Origin of the sequence: Phocaeicola faecalis (assembly GCF_021730445.1) — a bacterium.
Classification (GTDB): domain Bacteria; phylum Bacteroidota; class Bacteroidia; order Bacteroidales; family Bacteroidaceae; genus Phocaeicola; species Phocaeicola faecalis.
Genome location: NZ_JADNRM010000011.1, coordinates 49,810 through 69,936, shown reverse-complemented (window position 1 = coordinate 69,936; position 20,127 = coordinate 49,810). Strand labels below are relative to the sequence as shown.

General features: G+C 42.0%; 14 protein-coding genes. 9 read left to right on the top strand and 5 right to left on the bottom strand.

Going from position 1 to position 20,127, the window contains the following annotated elements:
- Window positions 1-9: 9 nt before the first annotated feature.
- Window positions 10-3,711, bottom strand: coding sequence for a phosphoribosylformylglycinamidine synthase (purL, locus tag IR173_RS11665; protein ID WP_237039774.1), 3,702 nt, complete (start codon window positions 3,709-3,711; stop codon window positions 10-12).
- A gap of 151 nt (window positions 3,712-3,862) precedes the next feature.
- Here purL and IR173_RS11660 point away from each other — a divergent pair, with 151 nt between their 5' ends.
- From IR173_RS11660 to IR173_RS11645, 4 genes are all read left to right on the top strand, one after another.
- The gene (locus IR173_RS11660; protein ID WP_237039773.1) at window positions 3,863-4,522 is read left to right on the top strand and encodes a LysE family translocator; all 660 of its coding nucleotides are present in this window, start codon (window positions 3,863-3,865) and stop codon (window positions 4,520-4,522) included.
- Between the two features lie 71 nt (window positions 4,523-4,593).
- Window positions 4,594-5,136, top strand: coding sequence for a DUF4924 family protein (locus IR173_RS11655; protein ID WP_237039772.1), 543 nt, complete (start codon window positions 4,594-4,596; stop codon window positions 5,134-5,136).
- Between the two features lie 69 nt (window positions 5,137-5,205).
- Window positions 5,206-6,063: a dTDP-4-dehydrorhamnose reductase gene (rfbD, locus tag IR173_RS11650; protein WP_237039771.1), complete on the top strand. Its 858-nt coding sequence runs from the start codon at window positions 5,206-5,208 to the stop codon at window positions 6,061-6,063.
- Window positions 6,064-6,069: 6 nt separating this feature from the next.
- On the top strand, window positions 6,070-7,638 hold the full coding sequence (locus IR173_RS11645) for a peptide chain release factor 3 (protein WP_237039770.1): 1,569 nt from the start codon (window positions 6,070-6,072) through the stop codon (window positions 7,636-7,638).
- A gap of 625 nt (window positions 7,639-8,263) precedes the next feature.
- Here IR173_RS11645 and IR173_RS11640 read toward each other — a convergent pair.
- Window positions 8,264-9,388, bottom strand: coding sequence for a 6-bladed beta-propeller (locus IR173_RS11640; protein WP_237039769.1), 1,125 nt, complete (start codon window positions 9,386-9,388; stop codon window positions 8,264-8,266).
- Between the two features lie 464 nt (window positions 9,389-9,852).
- Between IR173_RS11640 and IR173_RS11635 the strand changes: the two genes are divergently transcribed.
- The 5 genes from IR173_RS11635 (at window position 9,853) to IR173_RS11615 (ending at window position 16,342) form a co-directional block, all read left to right on the top strand.
- Window positions 9,853-11,931, top strand: coding sequence for a glycosyl hydrolase (locus IR173_RS11635; protein ID WP_237039768.1), 2,079 nt, complete (start codon window positions 9,853-9,855; stop codon window positions 11,929-11,931).
- An 87-nt stretch (window positions 11,932-12,018) separates the two neighbouring features.
- The gene (locus IR173_RS11630) at window positions 12,019-12,381 is read left to right on the top strand and encodes a BlaI/MecI/CopY family transcriptional regulator (protein ID WP_237039767.1); all 363 of its coding nucleotides are present in this window, start codon (window positions 12,019-12,021) and stop codon (window positions 12,379-12,381) included.
- A 17-nt stretch (window positions 12,382-12,398) separates the two neighbouring features.
- On the top strand, window positions 12,399-14,048 hold the full coding sequence (locus IR173_RS11625; RefSeq protein ID WP_237039766.1) for a M56 family metallopeptidase: 1,650 nt from the start codon (window positions 12,399-12,401) through the stop codon (window positions 14,046-14,048).
- A 159-nt stretch (window positions 14,049-14,207) separates the two neighbouring features.
- Window positions 14,208-15,557, top strand: coding sequence for a tetratricopeptide repeat protein (locus IR173_RS11620; RefSeq protein WP_317207945.1), 1,350 nt, complete (start codon window positions 14,208-14,210; stop codon window positions 15,555-15,557).
- Window positions 15,558-15,568: 11 nt separating this feature from the next.
- A complete protein-coding gene (locus IR173_RS11615; RefSeq protein WP_237039764.1) occupies window positions 15,569-16,342 on the top strand; it encodes a hypothetical protein in 774 nt (257 codons plus the stop codon).
- A 203-nt stretch (window positions 16,343-16,545) separates the two neighbouring features.
- On the opposite strand, the gene IR173_RS11610 is transcribed toward IR173_RS11615, so the two are convergent.
- From IR173_RS11610 to IR173_RS11600, 3 genes are read right to left on the bottom strand one after another with little or no spacing between them, the layout of a single operon-like run.
- Window positions 16,546-18,597, bottom strand: coding sequence for an alpha-L-fucosidase (locus IR173_RS11610; protein ID WP_237039763.1), 2,052 nt, complete (start codon window positions 18,595-18,597; stop codon window positions 16,546-16,548).
- Window positions 18,594-19,499, bottom strand: a complete 906-nt coding sequence (gene miaA, locus IR173_RS11605; protein ID WP_237039812.1) for a tRNA (adenosine(37)-N6)-dimethylallyltransferase MiaA — start codon at window positions 19,497-19,499, stop codon at window positions 18,594-18,596. The genes IR173_RS11610 and miaA overlap by 4 nt, the downstream gene beginning before the upstream one ends.
- A gap of 48 nt (window positions 19,500-19,547) precedes the next feature.
- Window positions 19,548-20,111, bottom strand: a complete 564-nt coding sequence (locus IR173_RS11600) for a plasmid pRiA4b ORF-3 family protein (protein ID WP_237039762.1) — start codon at window positions 20,109-20,111, stop codon at window positions 19,548-19,550.
- Between the last annotated feature and the right edge of the window lie 16 nt (window positions 20,112-20,127).

Here is a 20,127-nt window from a genome sequence, read left to right as displayed (position 1 = left end):
ATTGTTTTATTATTTGTTCATTTCAACCCATTTTCTTGCGTTGACAAATGCTTCAATCCATGGCGTTACTTGGTCATTGTTTATTCTATCAGAAGGATAGTAAGCGTTCTGCCATGGGAAACAAGAACGTTCCAAATGCGGCATCATTGCCAAATGGCGTCCATCTGCACTTGCTAATCCGGCTACGCCATAGTCTGAACCGTTCGGATTACCGGGATATTCGTCGTATGAGTATTTCAATACCACATTGTATTTATCCTCTTCATAAGGTAATGAGAATTTGCCTTCTCCATGTGCTACCCAAATACCTAGCTTGCTGCCGCTTAATGAGCCGAACATAACACTTCTGTTCATCGGGACTGTTACACCAACAAACTTAGATTCAAATTTATGTGATTCATTGTGCAGCATTTTGGCTTTTTTGTTATGCTCAGGATTAATCAATCCTAATTCAATCATTAACTGGCAACCGTTACATACGCCCAGTGACAAGGTATCTTTGCGTGCATAGAAATTATCCAATGCTGCTTTGGCTTTCGGGTTGAATAGGAATGCACCTGCCCATCCTTTTGCAGAACCCAAAACGTCAGAGTTGGAGAATCCTCCACAGAATACAATCATATTGATATCTTCCAGTGTTTCGCGTCCGCTTACCAAGTCGGTCATTGTGACATCTTTCACGTCGAATCCTGCCAAGTAGAGCATATATGCCATTTCGCGTTCGCCATTGGTACCTTTTTCACGAATGATGGCAGCCTTGATGCCGGTCGGAGTACGACGCTCTGGAGTGATTCCGTATTGTGAAAGTTTTCCAGTGAATGATTTATCGAATACAAATTCCAACGGTTGTTCTTTGTAATTCTCAAAGCGCTTTTTGGCACAACCATTCATACTTTGTTTGCGGTCAAGTAAATAAGAAGTAGAATACCAAACATCACGCAGATAGTCAATGCCGAATTGGTAGGTAGCATCTCCTTTTGTTACGAGAATGTGGCGTTCGTCTGTCGGTGTACCCAACTTCACGTAGCCAATACCGGCATCTTCCAATATCTTCTTAACTTCAGCTTTGTCTTTATCTTTCACTTGAATGACAATACCCGGATTTTCGGCAAACAGAATCTTAATAATATCGTCTTCCTTTATTTTGTCAAGGCTGATTTCCATACCGCCTTCCATGTTTGAGAAGCACATTTCGAGCAGTGTTGTGATGAGACCACCGGCTGAGATATCATGACCTGCCATAATCAAGCCCTTGTTGATAAGTTCTTGTATCGCAAGGAAAGCGTCGCGGAAATATTCGGGATTTTGAACTGTCGGAACATCATCTCCTACTTTATTTAAAGACTGTGCGAAAGCAGAACCGCCCAAACGCAACTTGTCAAAACTGAAGTCGATATGATAAATGGTGCTCTTGGCATCATTTATCAATACAGGAGAAACAACTTTCTTCACATCGGAAACTTCACCGCCGGCTGAAACGATTACAGTTCCCGGGCTGATGATTTTTTCTCCGTTTGGATACTTCTGAGTCATAGACAGGGAGTCCTTGCCGGTCGGTACATTGATTTGCAGTGCGCAGCAGAAATCAGATAATGCCTTGACAGCCGTATAAAGACGCGCGTCTTCACCTTCCTGTGCACGGCACGGCCACATCCAGTTGGCAGACAGCGAAATGCTATCCATCCCTTCTGCCATCGGAGCCCAAACAAGATTGGTTAATGCTTCGGCGACTGATAATACAGAGCCTGCTGCCGGATTAGCCAAAGCTGCTTGCGGAGCATGTCCTAAAGAGGTGGCAATACCTTTTTCTCCTCGATAATCAAGAGCAACGACACCACAGTCGCTCAGCGGCAGCTGGATTTCGCCCTGACACTGCTGGCGGGCAATCTTACCTGTTACCGAACGGTCTACTTTGTTGGTTAACCAATCTTTGCAGGCAACTGCTTCCAGCTGAAGTACACGGCGGATATATTCGTTTAATTTTGAAGTTTCGTAAGTTACATTTTCATAATGACGTTCTACGGTCTTGTCAATCATATAAGTTTTCGGAGAAGAACCGAACATTTGATCTACTGCCAAATCAAATGGACGAACACCATCGGCTTGTTCAAAGGCAAAACGGGCATCACCGGTAGTTTCACCTACCGTATACATCGGAGCGCGTTCGCGGTCGGCTATCTTTTGCACGTGTTCGATAGCCGATTCATCAATCAGCAATCCCATACGTTCCTGAGATTCATTGGCTATGATTTCTTTGGCAGATAAGGTCTTGTCACCGATAGGCAGTTTATCCATGTGGATTAGGCCACCGTTTTCTTCTACTAACTCAGACAAACAGTTTACGTGACCTGCCGAACCATGGTCGTGGATAGAAACAATTGGGTTATTTTCTTCTTCACACAATGCACGAACGACGTTATAAGCACGTTTCTGCATTTCTGCATTGGCACGTTGAACTGCATTGAGCTCGATTCCCGATGAGTATCGACCTGTTTCAACAGAGGAAACAGAACCGCCACCCAAACCAATTCGATAGTTGTCACCACCCATAACAACTATTTTGTTTCCTGTCTCGGGATGACCTTTCAGACAGTCGCGTTGAGTACCGTAACCCACACCGCCGGCCAGCATGATAACTTTGTCGTATGCGTACTTTTCACCGTTTTCCTGATGTTCGAAAGTTAATACAGAACCGCAAATCAGCGGTTGACCGAACTTGTTGCCAAAATCGGAAGCACCGTTGGAAGCCTTGATTAAAATCTGTTCGGGGGTTTGATACAACCATTGGCGTACAGGCAGGATGTCTTCCCATTCACGACCTTCTTCTGTACGAGGATAAGAAGTCATATAGACAGCTGTACCTGCAATGGGCCATGAACCTTTACCACCACCCATACGGTCACGGATTTCACCTCCGGTACCGGTTGATGCACCGTTGAATGGTTCTACGGTAGTAGGGAAATTATGTGTTTCAGCCTTCAGTGAGATAACTGTCTTGATGTCTTTGATAATGAAATAGTCGGAGGTAGAATGGTCGGCCGGAGAGAATTGTTCCACAACCGGACCTTCTGCAAAAGCCACATTATCTTTATAGGCAGAGATAATTTTGTTGGGATTTTCGGCAGTGGTCTTTTTAATCATCTGGAATAAAGACGATTCCATCTCTTCGCCATCAATGACAAATGTTCCGCCGAAGATTTTATGACGGCAATGCTCTGAATTAATCTGTGCAAAACCGAATACTTCAGAGTCGGTCAACTTGCGTCCCAAGTCTTTTTCGACTTTCAGCAAATAGTCCATTTCTTCACGAGACAGTGCAAGGCCTTCTTTCTCATTGTATTCTTCCAGATTCTCGATGTAAACAATCGGCTGGGGGGTGATGTTAACAGTGAAAATGTCCTGGCTCAATCCTTTATACATGCGTTGTAGCATGGGGTCGTATTCAGCATTTTCATCTTTCACAGGGAAATATTCCTCAATGCGTTGTACACCTGTCAAACCCATGTTTTGAGTAATTTCGACAGCATTTGTACTCCAAGGAGTTATCATTTCCCGACGTGGTCCGATGAAGCAACCTTTCAGGTTCTCTTCGTTTTCTACAGTGGCTTCTCCATAAAGCCAACTCAGTTTTTGAATATCTTCAGAAGCCAGTTCATGATTGACTTCTGTTGCTATTACACTTTTAGTGGGTGTTCTGAAAAATAGAATCATAGCACTTTTATAGTTGTTTTGTTAATTGAAAACTAGGTTGTAATATCAAGAGTCTATTAATAAGGTGCAAAGTTACATAAAAGAGCCGGGCTATGAAAGAATTTTGTGTGTAAATATAGGTATTTTCGCAAAAAAATACCATCTTTGCAGCATGAATTGGATAGAACAAGTAACCATACTCGATTTGCTGGTGAAAGGACTTATAGTTGGCGTAGTGGTTTCTGCGCCCTTGGGTCCTGTTGGGGTACTTTGTATTCAGCGCACACTGAACAAAGGACGATGGTATGGATTTGTTACCGGGCTGGGGGCAGCCTTGAGTGATATAGGCTATGCTCTGATAACAGGATATGGAATGAGTTTCATGGATGAATTCCTGGCAAAGAACCAAGTGCTTTTACAGATTGTCGGTAGCGTTATGTTATTAATATTCGGTGTTTATACTTTCCGTAGCAATCCTGTCCATTCTATCCGTCCTGTATCTTCTACACCAGGCAGTTATCTACATAATTTTGTCACGGCATTCTTTGTGACATTCTCTAATCCTTTGATTATTTTCTTATTTATCGGTTTGTTTGCCCGCTTCTCTTTTGTGATGCCCGGTAGTCCGTTGGGGCTTCAGTTGGTCGGTTATCTGGCCATTGTGTTAGGAGCACTTTTGTGGTGGTTCGGTATTACGTATTTTGTCAATAAAGTACGTACTCGTTTCAATCTGCGTGGCATTTGGATTTTGAACCGTGTAATCGGTGTTATAGTAATGTTGATGTCTGTGGTCGGCTTCATTTATACTATATTAGGAAAAACGATGTACTGACAGGAAAACATATCTTGCGTGAAGCACGTTGAACCTTATAATTTTCAATTTGTAACTTAAAAAATAAAGAAATGTTTATCTCCAAACAGTTAAAAGAAAATAATATAGCCGAATACCTTATATATATGTGGCAAGTGGAAGATATGATACGTGCCAACGGCTGTGATATAGAGAAGATAAAGAAAAACATTGTGGAAGCTTATCCTCTGACGGAAGAGCAGAAAGTAGAATTGACACAATGGTATATAGACCTGATTGAAATGATGCGTCGTGAAAATGTGATGGAGAAAGGTCATTTACAGATAAACAAGAATATTATTACTTGGTTGACTGATTTGCATCTACAGTTGCTTCGTTCTTCCAAGTTCCCTTATTATAGTGCGGCATATTATAAGGCGTTGCCCTATATAGTGGAACTCCGTGCCAAAGGTGCCAATAAGGAGGAACCCGAACTGGAAACCTGTTTTGAGGCACTTTATGGGATATTATTGTTGAAGTTGCAAAAGAAAGAAATCAGTGAAGAAACCAAGAAGGCACAACAGGCTATTTCCGGTTTGCTTGCTATGTTGTCCAACTATTATATAGAGGATAAAAAAGGAGAATTGGAATTCTAGCGCAACTGCTCCTGCTTGTCAGTAGGGTGTTTCCCTTATTAAAGATGTGACAGATTAATTTAAACGAAAATGAAGAATATATTGGTGACCGGTGCTAACGGCCAATTAGGAAACGAAATGCGTGTGCTTTCGCTTGAAAACAAAGAATATAACTACTTTTTTACGGATGTAGCCGAACTGGATATTTGTAATGAAGAAGCTGTAATGGCTTTCGTTAAGGAGAATGCTATCAATGTCATTGTGAATTGTGCTGCTTATACGGCCGTGGACAAGGCGGAAGATAATCAGGAGTTATGTGCCAAACTAAATAGTGAGGCAGTCGGTTATTTAGCAAAGGCAGCAGAGGAGAATCAGGCGGAATTCATTCAAATTTCTACAGATTATGTGTTTGACGGAACCAATCATGTGCCCTATAGAGAAACCGAACCGACTTGTCCTAATTCTGTATATGGCATTACTAAATTGGCCGGTGAAAAGAAGGCTTTGGAATATTGCAGTAGGGCGATGGTTATTCGGACGGCATGGCTATACTCTACATTTGGCAATAATTTTGTGAAAACCATGATTCGTTTAGGTAAGGAAAGGGAGTCATTGGGAGTCATTTTCGACCAAATAGGCACACCGACTTATGCTCGCGACCTGGCGTCTGCTATTTTTGCAGCTATCCGTAAGGGCATCGTTTCCGGCATCTATCATTTCAGTAATGAAGGAGTCTGTTCCTGGTATGATTTTACCAAGTCCATTCACCGTATAGCCGGTATTGGCAATTGCAGGGTAAATCCTTTGCACACAGATGAATACCCGGCAAAAGCTCCCCGGCCTCACTACTCTGTATTGGATAAGACAAAGATAAAACACACGTATGGCATCGAGATACCTCATTGGGAAGAGAGCCTGGAACAGTGTATCAAGGAATTAAATGCATAATGATATATGAACAACGAAATAGAAAGAAGACGAACGTTTGCGATTATCGCACATCCGGATGCCGGTAAAACATCATTAACAGAGAAGTTGTTGCTTTTCGGTGGACAGATTCAAGTGGCCGGAGCCGTAAAGAGCAATAAGATTAAGAAAACTGCAACATCCGACTGGATGGATATTGAAAAACAGCGTGGTATCTCTGTTACCACTTCTGTGATGGAGTTTGATTATCATGATTATAAAATCAATATTCTCGATACTCCGGGACACCAGGATTTTGCCGAAGATACTTATCGTACTCTGACGGCTGTGGATAGTGTAATTATCGTGGTGGACGGTGCGAAAGGTGTGGAAACGCAGACGCGTAAACTGATGGAAGTATGCCGTATGCGTAATACTCCTGTTATTATATTTGTCAATAAGATGGACCGTGAAGCTAAAGACCCGTTCGATTTGTTGGATGAGTTGGAAGAAGAACTTGCCATTAGTGTTCGTCCTTTGACATGGCCTATTGAAAGCGGTCCTCGTTTTAAAGGCGTATATAATATTTATGAACAAAAACTGAATCTTTTCCAGCCTTCCAAACAAGTTGTTACGGAAAAGGTGGAAGTAGATATTAATACCGAAGAACTTGACAATCAGATTGGATCCCCTTTGGCAGAGAAGCTCCGCAATGAGCTTGAGCTTATCGATGGTGTTTATCCCGAGTTTAAGGTAGAGAGCTATCTAAAAGGAGAGTTGGCTCCGGTGTTCTTTGGCTCGGCATTGAATAACTTTGGTGTGCAGGAGTTGCTTGACTGTTTTGTGGAGATTGCTCCAAGTCCGCGCCCTACCAAAACGGAAGAACGTGAAGTGGAGCCGGATGAATCAAAGTTTACCGGATTTGTATTCAAAATCACGGCCAATATTGACCCTAATCATCGTTCTTGTATTGCTTTCTGTAAAGTGTGTTCGGGAAAGTTCTCTCGTAATACACCTTATTATCATGTGCGGCATGACAAGACGATGCGCTTTTCTTCGCCGACACAGTTCATGGCACAGCGCAAGACTACTGTCGATGAGGCATGGGCAGGCGATATCATTGGTTTGCCAGACAATGGTACCTTTAAGATTGGCGATACATTGACCGAAGGCGAGAAATTACATTTCCGGGGTATTCCCAGTTTCTCTCCTGAAATGTTCAAATATATCGAGAATGCTGATCCGATGAAACAAAAGCAGTTGGCAAAAGGTATTGATCAATTAATGGACGAAGGTGTGGCTCAGCTGTTTGTCAATCAGTTCAACGGACGTAAGATTATCGGTACGGTAGGGCAGTTGCAGTTTGAAGTAATTCAGTATCGTCTGGAAAATGAATACAATGCAAAATGCCGTTGGGAGCCCATCAGTCTTTATAAAGCATGCTGGATAGAAAGCGATGACGCCGAAGAGTTGGAGGCTTTCAAAAAACGTAAGTATCAGTATATGGCCAAAGATCGTGACGGACGTGATGTCTTTCTTGCCGACAGTAATTATGTTCTTCAGATGGCTCAAATGGATTTTAAGCATATTAAATTCCACTTTACCAGCGAATTCTAAAAAGAAGAAATATCTTCTATCTTCCATCTTCCATGAGGCAGGCAAAACCCATTCATGGAAGATTTTTTATTCGGAAGCTCGGTCTATAGAACACTCCAAATATGATGTGCTCCCAAGGGTTCAGTTGTAATTCTTGGGAGTTTAATATTTTTTAATTCCCTTTTACATATACACATTCGAGGCCAGTCATTATTCTTGGGGGGCTTAAATATCATATCACAAAGGGAAGAGTAAGCCGTTTCATAGGGTCAGCCAAGGCTTTTTGAACGGAAGATTACTACAGACTCCGGCAGTGGACTGTACGGTCCACTGTAGCAGACTGTACGGTCCACTGCAACGGACTATACAGTCCATTGCCGAAGACTGTAGTAATTCGACTGACAGACAGGCATAATCGAAAGGACGAAAACGCTTAGGCTGCCTAATGAAACGACTTAGTGAGTTTAAAACGTATGTAGAGGTTGAATCTCCAAGAATTACAACTGAGCCCTCCCAAGTCTAATGGGGATGTATGAATCTCCTGTCGACCATACTCCCCAAAGCGGGAGTATGGTCGACAAGATGTAAATAACAGTTCAGACGCAGGTGCTCATGTTTTGTTTTTTGCCCGGATATTGAAATTCAGTTATCTGAGCAGATATTTCACAATAACGGGATTGTCGTCTTCTGTGATGCCGTATCGGTTAAGAAACGTTTCGTCCAAACTTTCGGGTGAAATGACACGGAAAATGGATTCCCGATTGTAGCCGTTAGTAAATGGGGCTGCGTCTTTAATGGAGAGAAAGCGATTGCTTACTAAATTGACATGAGGGTATATCCCTTCTTTTTCGGGGTTATACATCGCCATAAAGTCTTTTCTTGATTTTCCGTCATATCGGGTGACTGTATAGAACAGGCATATTTTGTCTTTGATATTCTTCAAATCATTCAGTTGGATTTTCAGCACCTGGGGCTTGGGGTTTGTCAATGCGCTTGCGCCGACGTCTTCCCAAGGGATACATCTGTCTCCCAACACAAGTAAATGGTTTGGTACCAGTTGGTTGTCTTTTAATAGGAAAACCATGTCATTGTAATAATGATACATAAACAGACCTGCATCGGTTTCCGTAAAATAGGTAGAACCTAAAAATGCTTCTCCTATCTCCATCTCTCTGTCATGCTTGGACAACACTTGGCTAGTCCCGCTTTTTATGTCATATTTCAATAAATCCGGAGTGACAGCGTTATTGCTTGATACATAATACACGGCTTGTTCTGTAGGAGACAGGTGAAAATTGGTAAAACTATAGTCTTCCGGGAGGGGAAAGTCGCGGAGAAAATTGCCGTCAAAATCGAATATTTTCATTTTGCGTCCCATATAGTCCATGATATACAGTTCTTGCCGGTCGTTGTCCAGCTCCATCTGCTTTATGTCAATAAATTCTTTCGGCCCTTGGCCGTAACTGCTTATTTTACTGATAAACTTGCCTTTCTTGTCAAATTTCAGCAGGGATTCCTTTTTAGGCGAAAAGATGAAATAGTAGTCTTTGGATTCTTGGACGATTCCTACTCCATCAATCAGGCAATCATCCGTTGTTTCTAAAGGAATCACTTCCATATCCGTCACAAGCGAGTCTAACGGATATTCAGCGTCGGGCTTAATGGCAGATATATCTTCCAGACTAAACGAAGGGTAGTCTTTGGGCTGGCCGGTGGTACATGCGGTGAAACATATACCGAGCAGAAAAGCGGATAAGATGTATGTTTTCATTTATTTATACTTTTGATGGGTGTTATTATCTTGGTTTGTCCATGCAAAGATACTAGAGTGTTTTTGATTCACAAATTAATCCGTCAGAAAAAGAAGAAAATATAAATGGCTGATAATCATTTGATAATAAATAGCGATTTATTCTTTATGCGACAAATGAGCCTTTAAAATCTAATGATGGAGAGGGAAAATGGCACTCGGCTCTGTTAAGAACATCATGCCTGATGCCCAATAGGGGAGTTACCCCTAAACGATGCCCATTGTTTGGGAAAGTTGTTACCATTGTTTTCATAAACTGTTACTACTGTTTTGGGAAAACCTCTTCTGGCTTTTTGTGCCTTGAAAGTTCACTTTAGTTAAAGTTTATTTCATCTGCCGCCAATCTTTGGCGGGTCGTCTTTATTTTTATATCTTGGATATATATTACTTTTTAAATTGTAATCAAGGATACAATTCACATGGTTATGAAGATAAAATATTTGCTTTTGTTTTCTTTATTGATGCTGGAGTATTCATTAGCTGCCGTTCCCAATGACCGGCAGAGAAGTTTTCTTTCTCCATCTGTGGCAGATTGTCCGTGGGCTGTTTGGAGTTGGGATAATAAAGATATCACTTTTCAGTCGGTGAGAGATAAGTTGGACACGATGCGCAAAGTTGGTTTTGGTGGGTGTTGTATTTTGGCTGTCGACGCTTATCGGGAACCGGGATATTGGCGTGTGCTTAATTTTGCAATGAAGGAGGCCGACCGGCTTGGGTTGGACTTGGGAATGCAGATGAGTGACCATGGTTTGCTGCCGGATGATATACGGATTACTCCTTCGGAAGCTATGCAGAGGTTGGTGTGGAGTGATACAATTGTAGACGGAGGAACTTTGCGCAATCTTTCCTTGCCTCAACCCGATACTTATAAAGGATATTATGAAGATATATCAGCTTATGCATTTCCTGCGGGCTCCGATAATGTCGGCCTCTTATCAGCTTCCGGGGAGGCCACTTCACAAAAAGAAAACTTTGTAGGGCTGGAGCAATCCATACAGTTGCCTGTGTATCAGGGACGTATTACCGCCCGGTTGCCTGAAGGGAAATGGCGTATATTGCGCATGGGGCATACAGCTATTGCTCCTGCTGATAGTGTTGCCGGACAAGTGCAAGGACTGAAATGTGATAAGCTGAGTGCCGAAACGGTATACAAACTATGGACGGATTGGTTTGCTCACGTATATAGAAAGGCAGATACTGAACTGGCTCGGCGTATGTTGAAGTATGTTTATATGAATCATTGGACTGCGGAGAATCAAAACTGGACAAAGAATTTTCCTGCTGAGTTTGAAAAACGGCGTGGTTATGATTTGATTCCCTATCTTCCTGTATTGGCAGGAGTTCCGATGGAAAGTACCGGTCGGGTGGAAAGCATCGTTCGGGATGTGCAATTGACTGTCAATGAATTATTGACTGATGTATTCAGTACGGTTTCCGCTGATTGTTTTCGTCAGTACGATTGTCGGATAATAGGAGAGGGTGTACCTCGTAACAATGGGCTGGTTAAGATTGACGGAACTTGGAAAGAAAGTCCGGCTATGTTGAAACCTTTACTTGACCGCAACTTTGTTGCCGGTGATGATAGGCTTTTCTTTTGTATAGATAATGGTGTGAGTGAAGTAGCTGCGGAAACTTCGTTAAACGCTGAAGCAGAAGGACAGAGTCTTTCTGATACAATTGCAAATGAGAGAATAAATGACGCTTGGATGGACAGTCTCCGTATTGTGTCCAATTATAATCGGAATTGGTGGGAAGAAAGCAAACCATTCCTTGCTTATGCTTCCCGGTGTCGAAGTTTGTTGCAGTATGGACGTCAGGTGAATGATTCTCTATTATTTATTGACGACACTATTTCCTCTGATATACTTTGGACACATCGTAAGGATGAAGAAACGGACGTTTATTTCTTGGCTAGTCAGGCAGACAGTATGCGTACGGTTACGGTGTCTTTTCCCATTAGTCACCGTATGCCTGAATTATGGAATGCGGTTACAGGAACGATATTTCGTTCTGCTAATTGGAAAGGGGTGGAAGGTCATACGGAAGTGACTTTGTCTTTACCTGCTTATGGTTCCGTCTTTGTGGTGTTTCCGAAAGAAGATTCCGGGGTTGAGGCTGTGGAGCCAACTTTGACAATGCCGATTGCACTGAAAATAAACGAATGGACGGTCAATCTCTCAGAAATATATAAACGTATTACTCGTCCTGTTCTTTTTGACAGGAATCGGGAGGAGAATAAACAGATAAAGAATTATTTTGGCCGTTCTTTCTATAAAGGACTTTTCATGTGGAGGACTCCCCGGGAAGGACGTATCATGGTCAGATTGGGAAAAGTGAATGATATGGCAACTGTCCGTATCAATAGCATCAATTGTGGTACGGTGTGGACTGCTCCTTATGAAGTGGATATCACTGATGCACTTCGTAATGGAAGCAATGTGATAGAAGTGGAAGTACTTCCTTCGGACTGGGAGGGCCCGATAGAATTTGTGCGGGAAGAATAAAAACTATGGCTTTTAGTTTACTTTAACTATGAATATTAGTTCAGTAACTAAAACTTTTAGTTTATTTGCGGTAAACAACAGAAGCTTATGAAAACGTTGACTGCAAAAGAAGAGGAAATCATGGGGTATTTCTGGGAGAAAGGTCCTTTGTTTGTGAAGCAATTGCTTGAGTTCTATGATGAACCGCGTCCTCATTTCAATACACTTTCTACGATAGTACGCGGATTGGAGGAAAAAGGTTTCCTGCATCATGAGGTGTTTGGAAATACTTATCAATATTATGCAGTGGTGAGTCGGGATGATTTTAAAAAGAAAACATTGAAAGGAGTAATCAGTAAGTACTTTAACAATTCATATCTGGGAGCCGTATCGTCACTTGTAAAGGAAGAAGACATTTCGGTGGAGGAATTGAAACAGTTGATTCGCGAGGTTGAGAATGCCAATAAATAAATCAACGGACAGTAACTATGGGAGCATTTTTCGTTTATATACTTAAATCATCAGTCTGCCTGGCGGTATTTTATTTATTTTATCGCCTGTTGCTTAGCAAGGAAACGTTCCATCGTTTCAACAGATTTGCATTGCTTGGCATCTTGCTTTTGTCCTGCATGGTGCCGTTCATGAAGATGACAGTGAAGGAGCCGACTGAGATGCATCAACAATTTCTTACCTTGGAAGAATTCTTGTCGACGGTAAGTCCGGTAGAAGAAGTTGGAAATGCAATGTTGGTGCCTGATTTTACATGGAGGGAAATGCTTTTATTGGTTTATTTGTCGGGCATGGTTTTCTTTTTTATCCGTACTCTTTGGGCATTGTTCCGTATGTTGCATTTGATTAGGGACAGCCGGATAGTCAGTCGGGAAAATGGGATTACTATCATTGCTCATCAAAAGAACATAGCTCCTTTTAGTTGGATGAAGTTTGTGGTGCTTTCCGAGACGGATTTATTGGAAAATGGTGCGGAGATTTTAACTCATGAAGTGGCTCATATCCGCAAACATCATTCCATTGATTTATTGGTGGCGGATATATGTATCTTTTTCCAATGGTTTAATCCGGCTTCTTGGCTATTGAAACAGGAATTACAGAATATTCATGAATATGAAGCAGACGCATGCGTAATCAATCAAGGTATTGATGCGAAAAGATACCAGTTATTATTAATTAAAAAAGCCGTTGGCACAAGGCTCTACTCTATGGCCAACAGCTTTAATCACAGTTCACTTAAAAAACGTATTACTATGATGTTAAAAGAAAAATCAAGTCCATGGGCACGTTTGAAGTATCTTTATGTACTTCCGTTGGCAGCTATTGCAATAACTGCTTTTGCCCGCCCCGAAGTCTCAACAGAATTAGATGAGATTTCTGCCGTCAAAGTTAATGATTTGACTGCAATTGTGAAAGCCGAAGAGGTTAAAAGTGCAGAAATTCTGTCGGAAGACGGAATAAAAGTGAAAGGACGTGTGCTTGATGAAGAGCATAGTAGTGGAATAATAGGTGCCAATGTGCTTATTAAAGGGTCTACTATGGGTACTGTTACCGATGAAGAAGGTCGTTTTAATATTACGGCGAAGGCAGGCGATGTATTACAAGTCTCTTTTATCGGCTATAAAACGGTGGAAGTTAAGGTTGCTGGCGATGAGAAAGAACAGAATATTGTAGTTGTAATGAAAGATGATAAATCCGATTCTATGTCTTCTCATAGCACTAAAACGGTTGTAAAACAAGAAGCTAAAGCGCATGCATCTTCCGATGACAGCCAAGTTTTTCAGATTGTGGAAGAAATGCCTTCATTTCCCGGTGGCGGTATGCCTGAATGCCTCAAGTTCTTGTCTAAGCATCTAAAATATCCGGCTATATCTCAGGAAAACGGTGTTCAAGGAATAGTATCGGTTCAGTTTATAGTCGAGAAAGATGGAAGCATCTCTAATCCGAAAGTCATAAAAGGTGTAGACCCTTACTTGGATAAAGAGGCTTTGAGAGTCATTAAGTTGATGCCCAAATGGAATCCGGGAAAGCAAAGAGGCGTTACTGTCCGCACGCAGTTTAGTGTTCCTGTTAAATTTAAGTTGTGGGTAGAAGAAAAGAAGAAAGAGGATGAATCCAAATCTAACTAATTTTTATTGATTATAGAAGATGGAGTGGAAAATCCGAATGCGCAATGGCAGAGATTGAGACTGCCATTGTGCTGAAGGATAATAAAGCAATCGCTCTTTATGCCGAAAGGGAAAGGGCGATGTTTTGGCGATTATTACAAAACGATAGAATATAATATGATGAGAACATTGGTAACATTCATGCTATGTCTGGTGTCGGTGACAGTTGTTGCTCAGGCACACGATGAAATTAGTTTGGCTATGGAAGAGTTTGATTATGATAAGGTAATCCATCTGATAGCCCCCGACACAAAGGATTCATTATTGTTATCGACTAGGATACAGGCGTTGAAGGCCATGAATCGTTATCCGGAAGCCATTGTCGGTTTGACTTCTCTTATTGTGAAGGATAGTGCGGATACAAAAGTATTAATAGACCTGGCTGAGTGTTACAAATTAATGGGTAGGCCGCGTCAGGCGGCCAATTATTATCAGAAGGCGGTGAGTTTGCGCCCGGAGAATAAGTTCTTCCGTTTGCAATATATACGTTCCTTATTGAATGCCGAGGACTTTGAAGAGGCGCGCGAGGCTTGTCATGGATGGCTGGAACAAGATACGGTTTCTGCCACCGGATATAAGTACTTGGGGCAGGCTTATGAGGGAATGCAGGATATATCCAATGCTTTTTTCAGTTATAATATTGCCTATCGTCGGGATTCTCTGGATGCCCAGACCGTTGCTCGCATAGCCAATATCTTTAATAATAACCAGCAATTTGCAGATGCCGTTGACGTGACGGAGCGTTATCGGCTGACCGATACGACAAGTGTGGATGTCAACCGCCAGAACGCCAAGGCTTATTGTATGTTGAAAGATTATAAGACGGCTATCGAGCGTTATGAAAGTTTGAAGCGGATGGGCGACCGCAGCTTTCTTACCTCTTATTATTTAGGGATATCTTATTATGGGGACAATTGGTTTTATGGTTCCTATGATAATTTGAAGGAAGCGTATGCGAAAAACCCTACCGATATTAATGTATTATATTATTATGCAAAATCCTGTTCACGCACTTCATGGAAGAAAGAAGGTGTTGAGTTTATGGAAAAGGCTGTAGAGATAGCCACCCCCAATGACAGTATACTGGAACGTCTCTATAAAGGTTTGGCAGAATGTTATGGTTATGCCGGTGAGACTTATAAGAAGATAGAAGCCATGAATCAATTGTATAAATTGAATAAAGACTATAAACTGTTCTTTAGTATAGCTAGGGCTTATGATTCCAATAAAGATTATGAGAATGCCGTGCATTTCTATGAAAAGTTTATGTCTTTGACTCCCAAGAATCAACGTTTCCCTTATGATGAAGAAGGAAAACTCATTGAATCGGCTACTACTACGTATCAAATGGCCGAGAAAAGAGTGCAGAAGATAAAGGAAGAAGATTTCTTTAAGAATGGAGCGCCTGATGACTTCTTTTTCGCTCCCAAGAAAATAGATATAAAGAAAGATACGATTGCAGCTAAGTAATAAAAGACTTTATGATGAGACACAACCGGATAGCAAAGTTATTGTTGATACTGATTATTCCTTCCTTGTTGGGATTAATCTTTACTTATATCTTTCGTGGATATACCACCAATTGGATGCAGATACTCTGTTACTCTTTTGCTCCGTTGGTATCTTTTATTGTTGTCGCTGTTCGTTTCAGGGGAAGCCGGATGGGGCTATTGCTTTTGTGGACGGTTGTGGCTTCTGTCGCATTCAATGTGCCTTTGCAAAACTGGCTGTTCCATTCTGCCGATGATATAGTCCGTTATGCTTCAATAACAGATTTATATAAGGAAAAGAATAAGCCTCTATATTTTACTTTCAATCATTTGGAAGTGGATTATAAGAGGAGAAGCACTGTCAGCATTTGGCGTGAACATACCAGACGTATATCACGGCATTCCTATCGGACAGAGAAGAAGCAGTATTGGTATTCGGTATCACCGGCTTTTGAGGATTCATTGCCTACACATAAATATACAGAAAGAGAAGTAAAGGCATGGGTTGCTTCTGTAAAGCATGATAAGCAGGATTCTTTGGTATGCTATGAATGGTGCACTTTCGATGTGGAGGATTATAAAAAGGCAATTGATAAATCGCGTTGTAAAGTGCAGCATTCGGATGCGCCTGTCATTAAACCGCTTTACAAGCAATTTATAACGAAGAGCGAGTGGCGGAATATTTTTTTTAATGTAGGTTTGCTCGTACTCTCCATCCAGGTGTTGATTGGAGTAATTATGAATTATAGGACCGGAAAGTCCTGACAGCTTCGTTTTTCACATGCCATTCAACTTGGTAATGATTTCCTTTCACACGTAACGAGTACTGAAATCTCCTGTTCATGGGGATTCTATGTGAAAGCTGCTTTCTTTGCAATGGGGGGATTTGAATCGAGCTATAATATAAAGTATCCTTAAATCGGGCTGTTGTATGCCGGATTTAAGGATACTGTTGTCTTAGTATATACCTATTGTTTTATTCTGATAGTGAGATTATGCAATTCCGTATCGGTATGTTGGGTTGGCAGATTATTTTGTTTAACCTGTAACTTGATAGCAGATTGCTTTTTGTCTTTATCGGGCACAGTATATATATAGCGTTGTTTGTAAACGACTTGCTCTTCCGAAGGACGGAGCAGGTATCCTGTTTCCTTTTCAAATCTGTTGTATAAGCGTAAGACAATTTGATTCACCCCTTTTTGTAGATGCAATAATACCTTTTCTTCACGGAATTTGCAACGGTATGGGTTTAAATGCTTCATAACAGAACGGCCGTTTAGATAAACCTCGATGCCGTTTCCGGCGCCTACATCCACTAATACATCTTGTGCAACCGGCGATTCGACTTCTTGCAATACAAAGTAAGTCTCAAGGATATTGGCAGGGAACATCATCTTTTCTTCGCTCATTTCTTTCCACTGTCCGTTCCTTATAGGAGCTTTATCGAGACTGACATGGATATTGGAAGGGGCATCGAACAGACTGCTGCCCGGTCCGCAGAGATAGCGCTTTCCCCATTTGGTTTTAGGGTTTACTTTCAGAGGGCTGGCCTTTGCTCCGTTTAGTATTACTCTTTGTTCATTTCCGGTCGGGTTTGTAATGACAAGTTCTTTGCCGACTTCCTGCGGTGTATAAGTCAACTCCAGTTGGGTATTGCGATTGGGAATTTCCCATTCATAGCTTACAGTGCTGCGATAGTTGCTGTAATAATCGAAACAAGAGTAACTGTAATTAGGTACATATTCATGTGTGGTGGCAATAGGTGCTGTCACGTCCATGTCTAAAGAAAGAACTTCTATATCAGTATTGTTATACGCCGTTTGGGGCACAGTGATATGCAGATTCCCTTTCTTTTGGCTGATATGGGTGAAGTTGCCTTTTGCCTCTTTCAGCTTGAAGCCCGGAGTATTCAGGATAATTTCGCCGTGTAGAGGATATTTTCCTGACAAAATCAGATAGAGTTTATTTTCTTTTCGAGTGATAGCTCCCCATTCATACTGTTCACGGAATGGAGAAGCATCTGTGCCATAAATGGCTTCTCCGTGTTTTTCCAGCCAAGCACCGATTCTCTCCAACACTTCTTTTTCGAAAGGAACAACGGAGCCGTCGCCTTTAGGTCCGATATTGAGCAGGAAGTTACCTCCGTGCGAAACGACATTGATAAGGCTGCGTAATTTCTCCATTGCTTTAGTATGTACATCTCCTCTTTCCTGCCATGAACGGTAGCTCCATGTTTCGTTGAACATGGAAGCAGCCGACTGCCATGCAGTCTGTAGAGCTCCTTCGGGATAGGCATTGTCAGCCATGACTGCAAAGTCATAACGGTCATTTCCAAGACGTCCGCTTACCATACAGTCTGGTTGCAGTTTGTGAACCAGTTCATAAAGTTCCTGACTTTGTTGGGGGGTATTGGAACCCATATCAAACCAAAGTTCGGAGATAGGTCCATAATTGGTGAGCAGTTCCGTAACCTGTTGTTTCGTAAACTCATGGTGTTGCGGGGTAATAAAGTCACAGTTATGGCTGGAAATGGGATAGGCTTGTGGAAAATGCCAATCAATCAAAGAGAAATACATGCCGAAATTGATGCCTCCGCGTTTGCAGGCTTCTGCCAGTTCTTTTACGAAATCGCGTTTGCCGGGAGTGGCATCGTAAGAGTTATAGTCGGTAGTTGCCGTCTTAAACATACAGAAGCCGTCATGATGTTTGGTTGTGAAGACGATGGAACGCATTCCGGCTTTTTTAGCCAAGGCAACGATGGAGTCAGCATGAAAGAGGGTAGGGTTGAAACGGAGTGCCGTATCTCCATACCAGTCACTGAAGATGCCGGCAAAAGACTGTATCTGTTCACTGTATCCGCGAGTGACAGGCTTGCCTTCCCATACACCGCCCAGTTCGGAATAAAGTCCGAAATGGATAAACATGGAGTATTTATTCTGATGCCAGCATTTTTGCGATTCTTTGCCCGATGCCGGGATGAGCATCATGCACATTAATAATAAGGTAAGCAGTTTTTTCATGATAGTTGTTTTTTAATATGTTCCATTATCTCTTCTTGTTGGTCGGGATGAAACCAGGTGATATCCATATCCCGTTTAAACCAGGTCATTTGTTTGCGGGAATAGATGCGTGAGTTTTGCTTTATTTTCTCAATGGCAAAGTCGAGCGTCCATTCACCATCCAGATATTTGAATATTTCTTTGTATCCCACTGTATTCAGCGAGTTCAACTCTTTGTAGGGATAGACACTGCGTGCTTCTTCCAGTAATCCCTCTTGCATCATAATATCTACACGATGGTTTATGCGGCTGTATAGCTCTTCACGGTCGCGTGTCAGTCCTATTTTCACAATGTGGAAAGGGCGTTCTTTGCAGTTGCGGGTGCGGAATGAAGTGTAAGTCTTGCCGGTCATGTAGCAGATTTCCAGTGCATGGATTACCCGTTTGGGATTCTTTAAATCTACTATTTTGTAATATTCAGGGTCAAGCAACTTCAGTTCGGCACAGAGCTTGTCCAATCCGTCTTCTTCATAGCGTCGGAGCATCAACTCTCTGGTTTCCTTGTCAACGGTGGGAATGTCGTCGATACCTTTGCAAATGGCATCCACATACATCATGGAACCTCCGGTGAGTACAACAGTATCGTGTGTTTGGAATAAGTGTTCCAACTGATTCAATACATCAGCCTCATATTGTGCGGCACTGTAATAATCAGTCAGTCCCAGAGTGCCGACAAATAAATGAGGCACGCGTGACAATTGCTCGGGAGTAGGGGCGGCAGTGCCTATTTTCAAATCTTTATAGAGTTGGCGGGAATCTGCCGAAATAATAGAGGTTTGGAAATGTTCGGCAATGGAAAGACTTAGTTCTGTCTTTCCTACACCGGTAGGGCCAATGAGGACGATAAGGGTGTGAGACATCAGGCTTAAAAATAAAAGGGGCAACTGCATCAGTCGCCCCTACAATTCAGATTAATAGTTATCTTGCTCGTAAGGGTCGGCAGCAGCACTGCCGCTTCCCATATCAAATCCTTCGGGGTCGAAGTCTTCCATGTCAAAATCCTGGTCGCCATAGAAGTTCTCGTCCAGGTCAAGGTTCCCGCCATTGTTTGCCATCATTTCGTCAAAATCAAGAGTCTGTTTAGGAGCATCTCCCGCTTTGCGTGAGCAAACGGCTTTGTCAAGGTCTTTACCGGTTATGATTTCAGACAACTCAATAAAGAATACACGTTCAGCCAAGGGGTCGAATACATAAAGCAATTTCTGCTTTTCGTCTTCCAACAGGTCGCTTAACTTGGTTTCCTTCATGATGTAACTGTCTTCATCCGAGCTGGTACCCATATCTTCCAGTGTGATTTCCTGTTCTTTTTCCCAGTCGTCATCACAGATGAAGAATGAGGTTAATTGGTCATTCTTATATCCTGCCGCTTTCAGGATGGCTTCGTGGAAGTCATGGAAAGTAGCTTCGGAATCTATCTTTATTTCTCTTATAAAATCATCGACTTCATCAGAGATGAGTGTAAATCTATATACCATATACTATATAACTTGT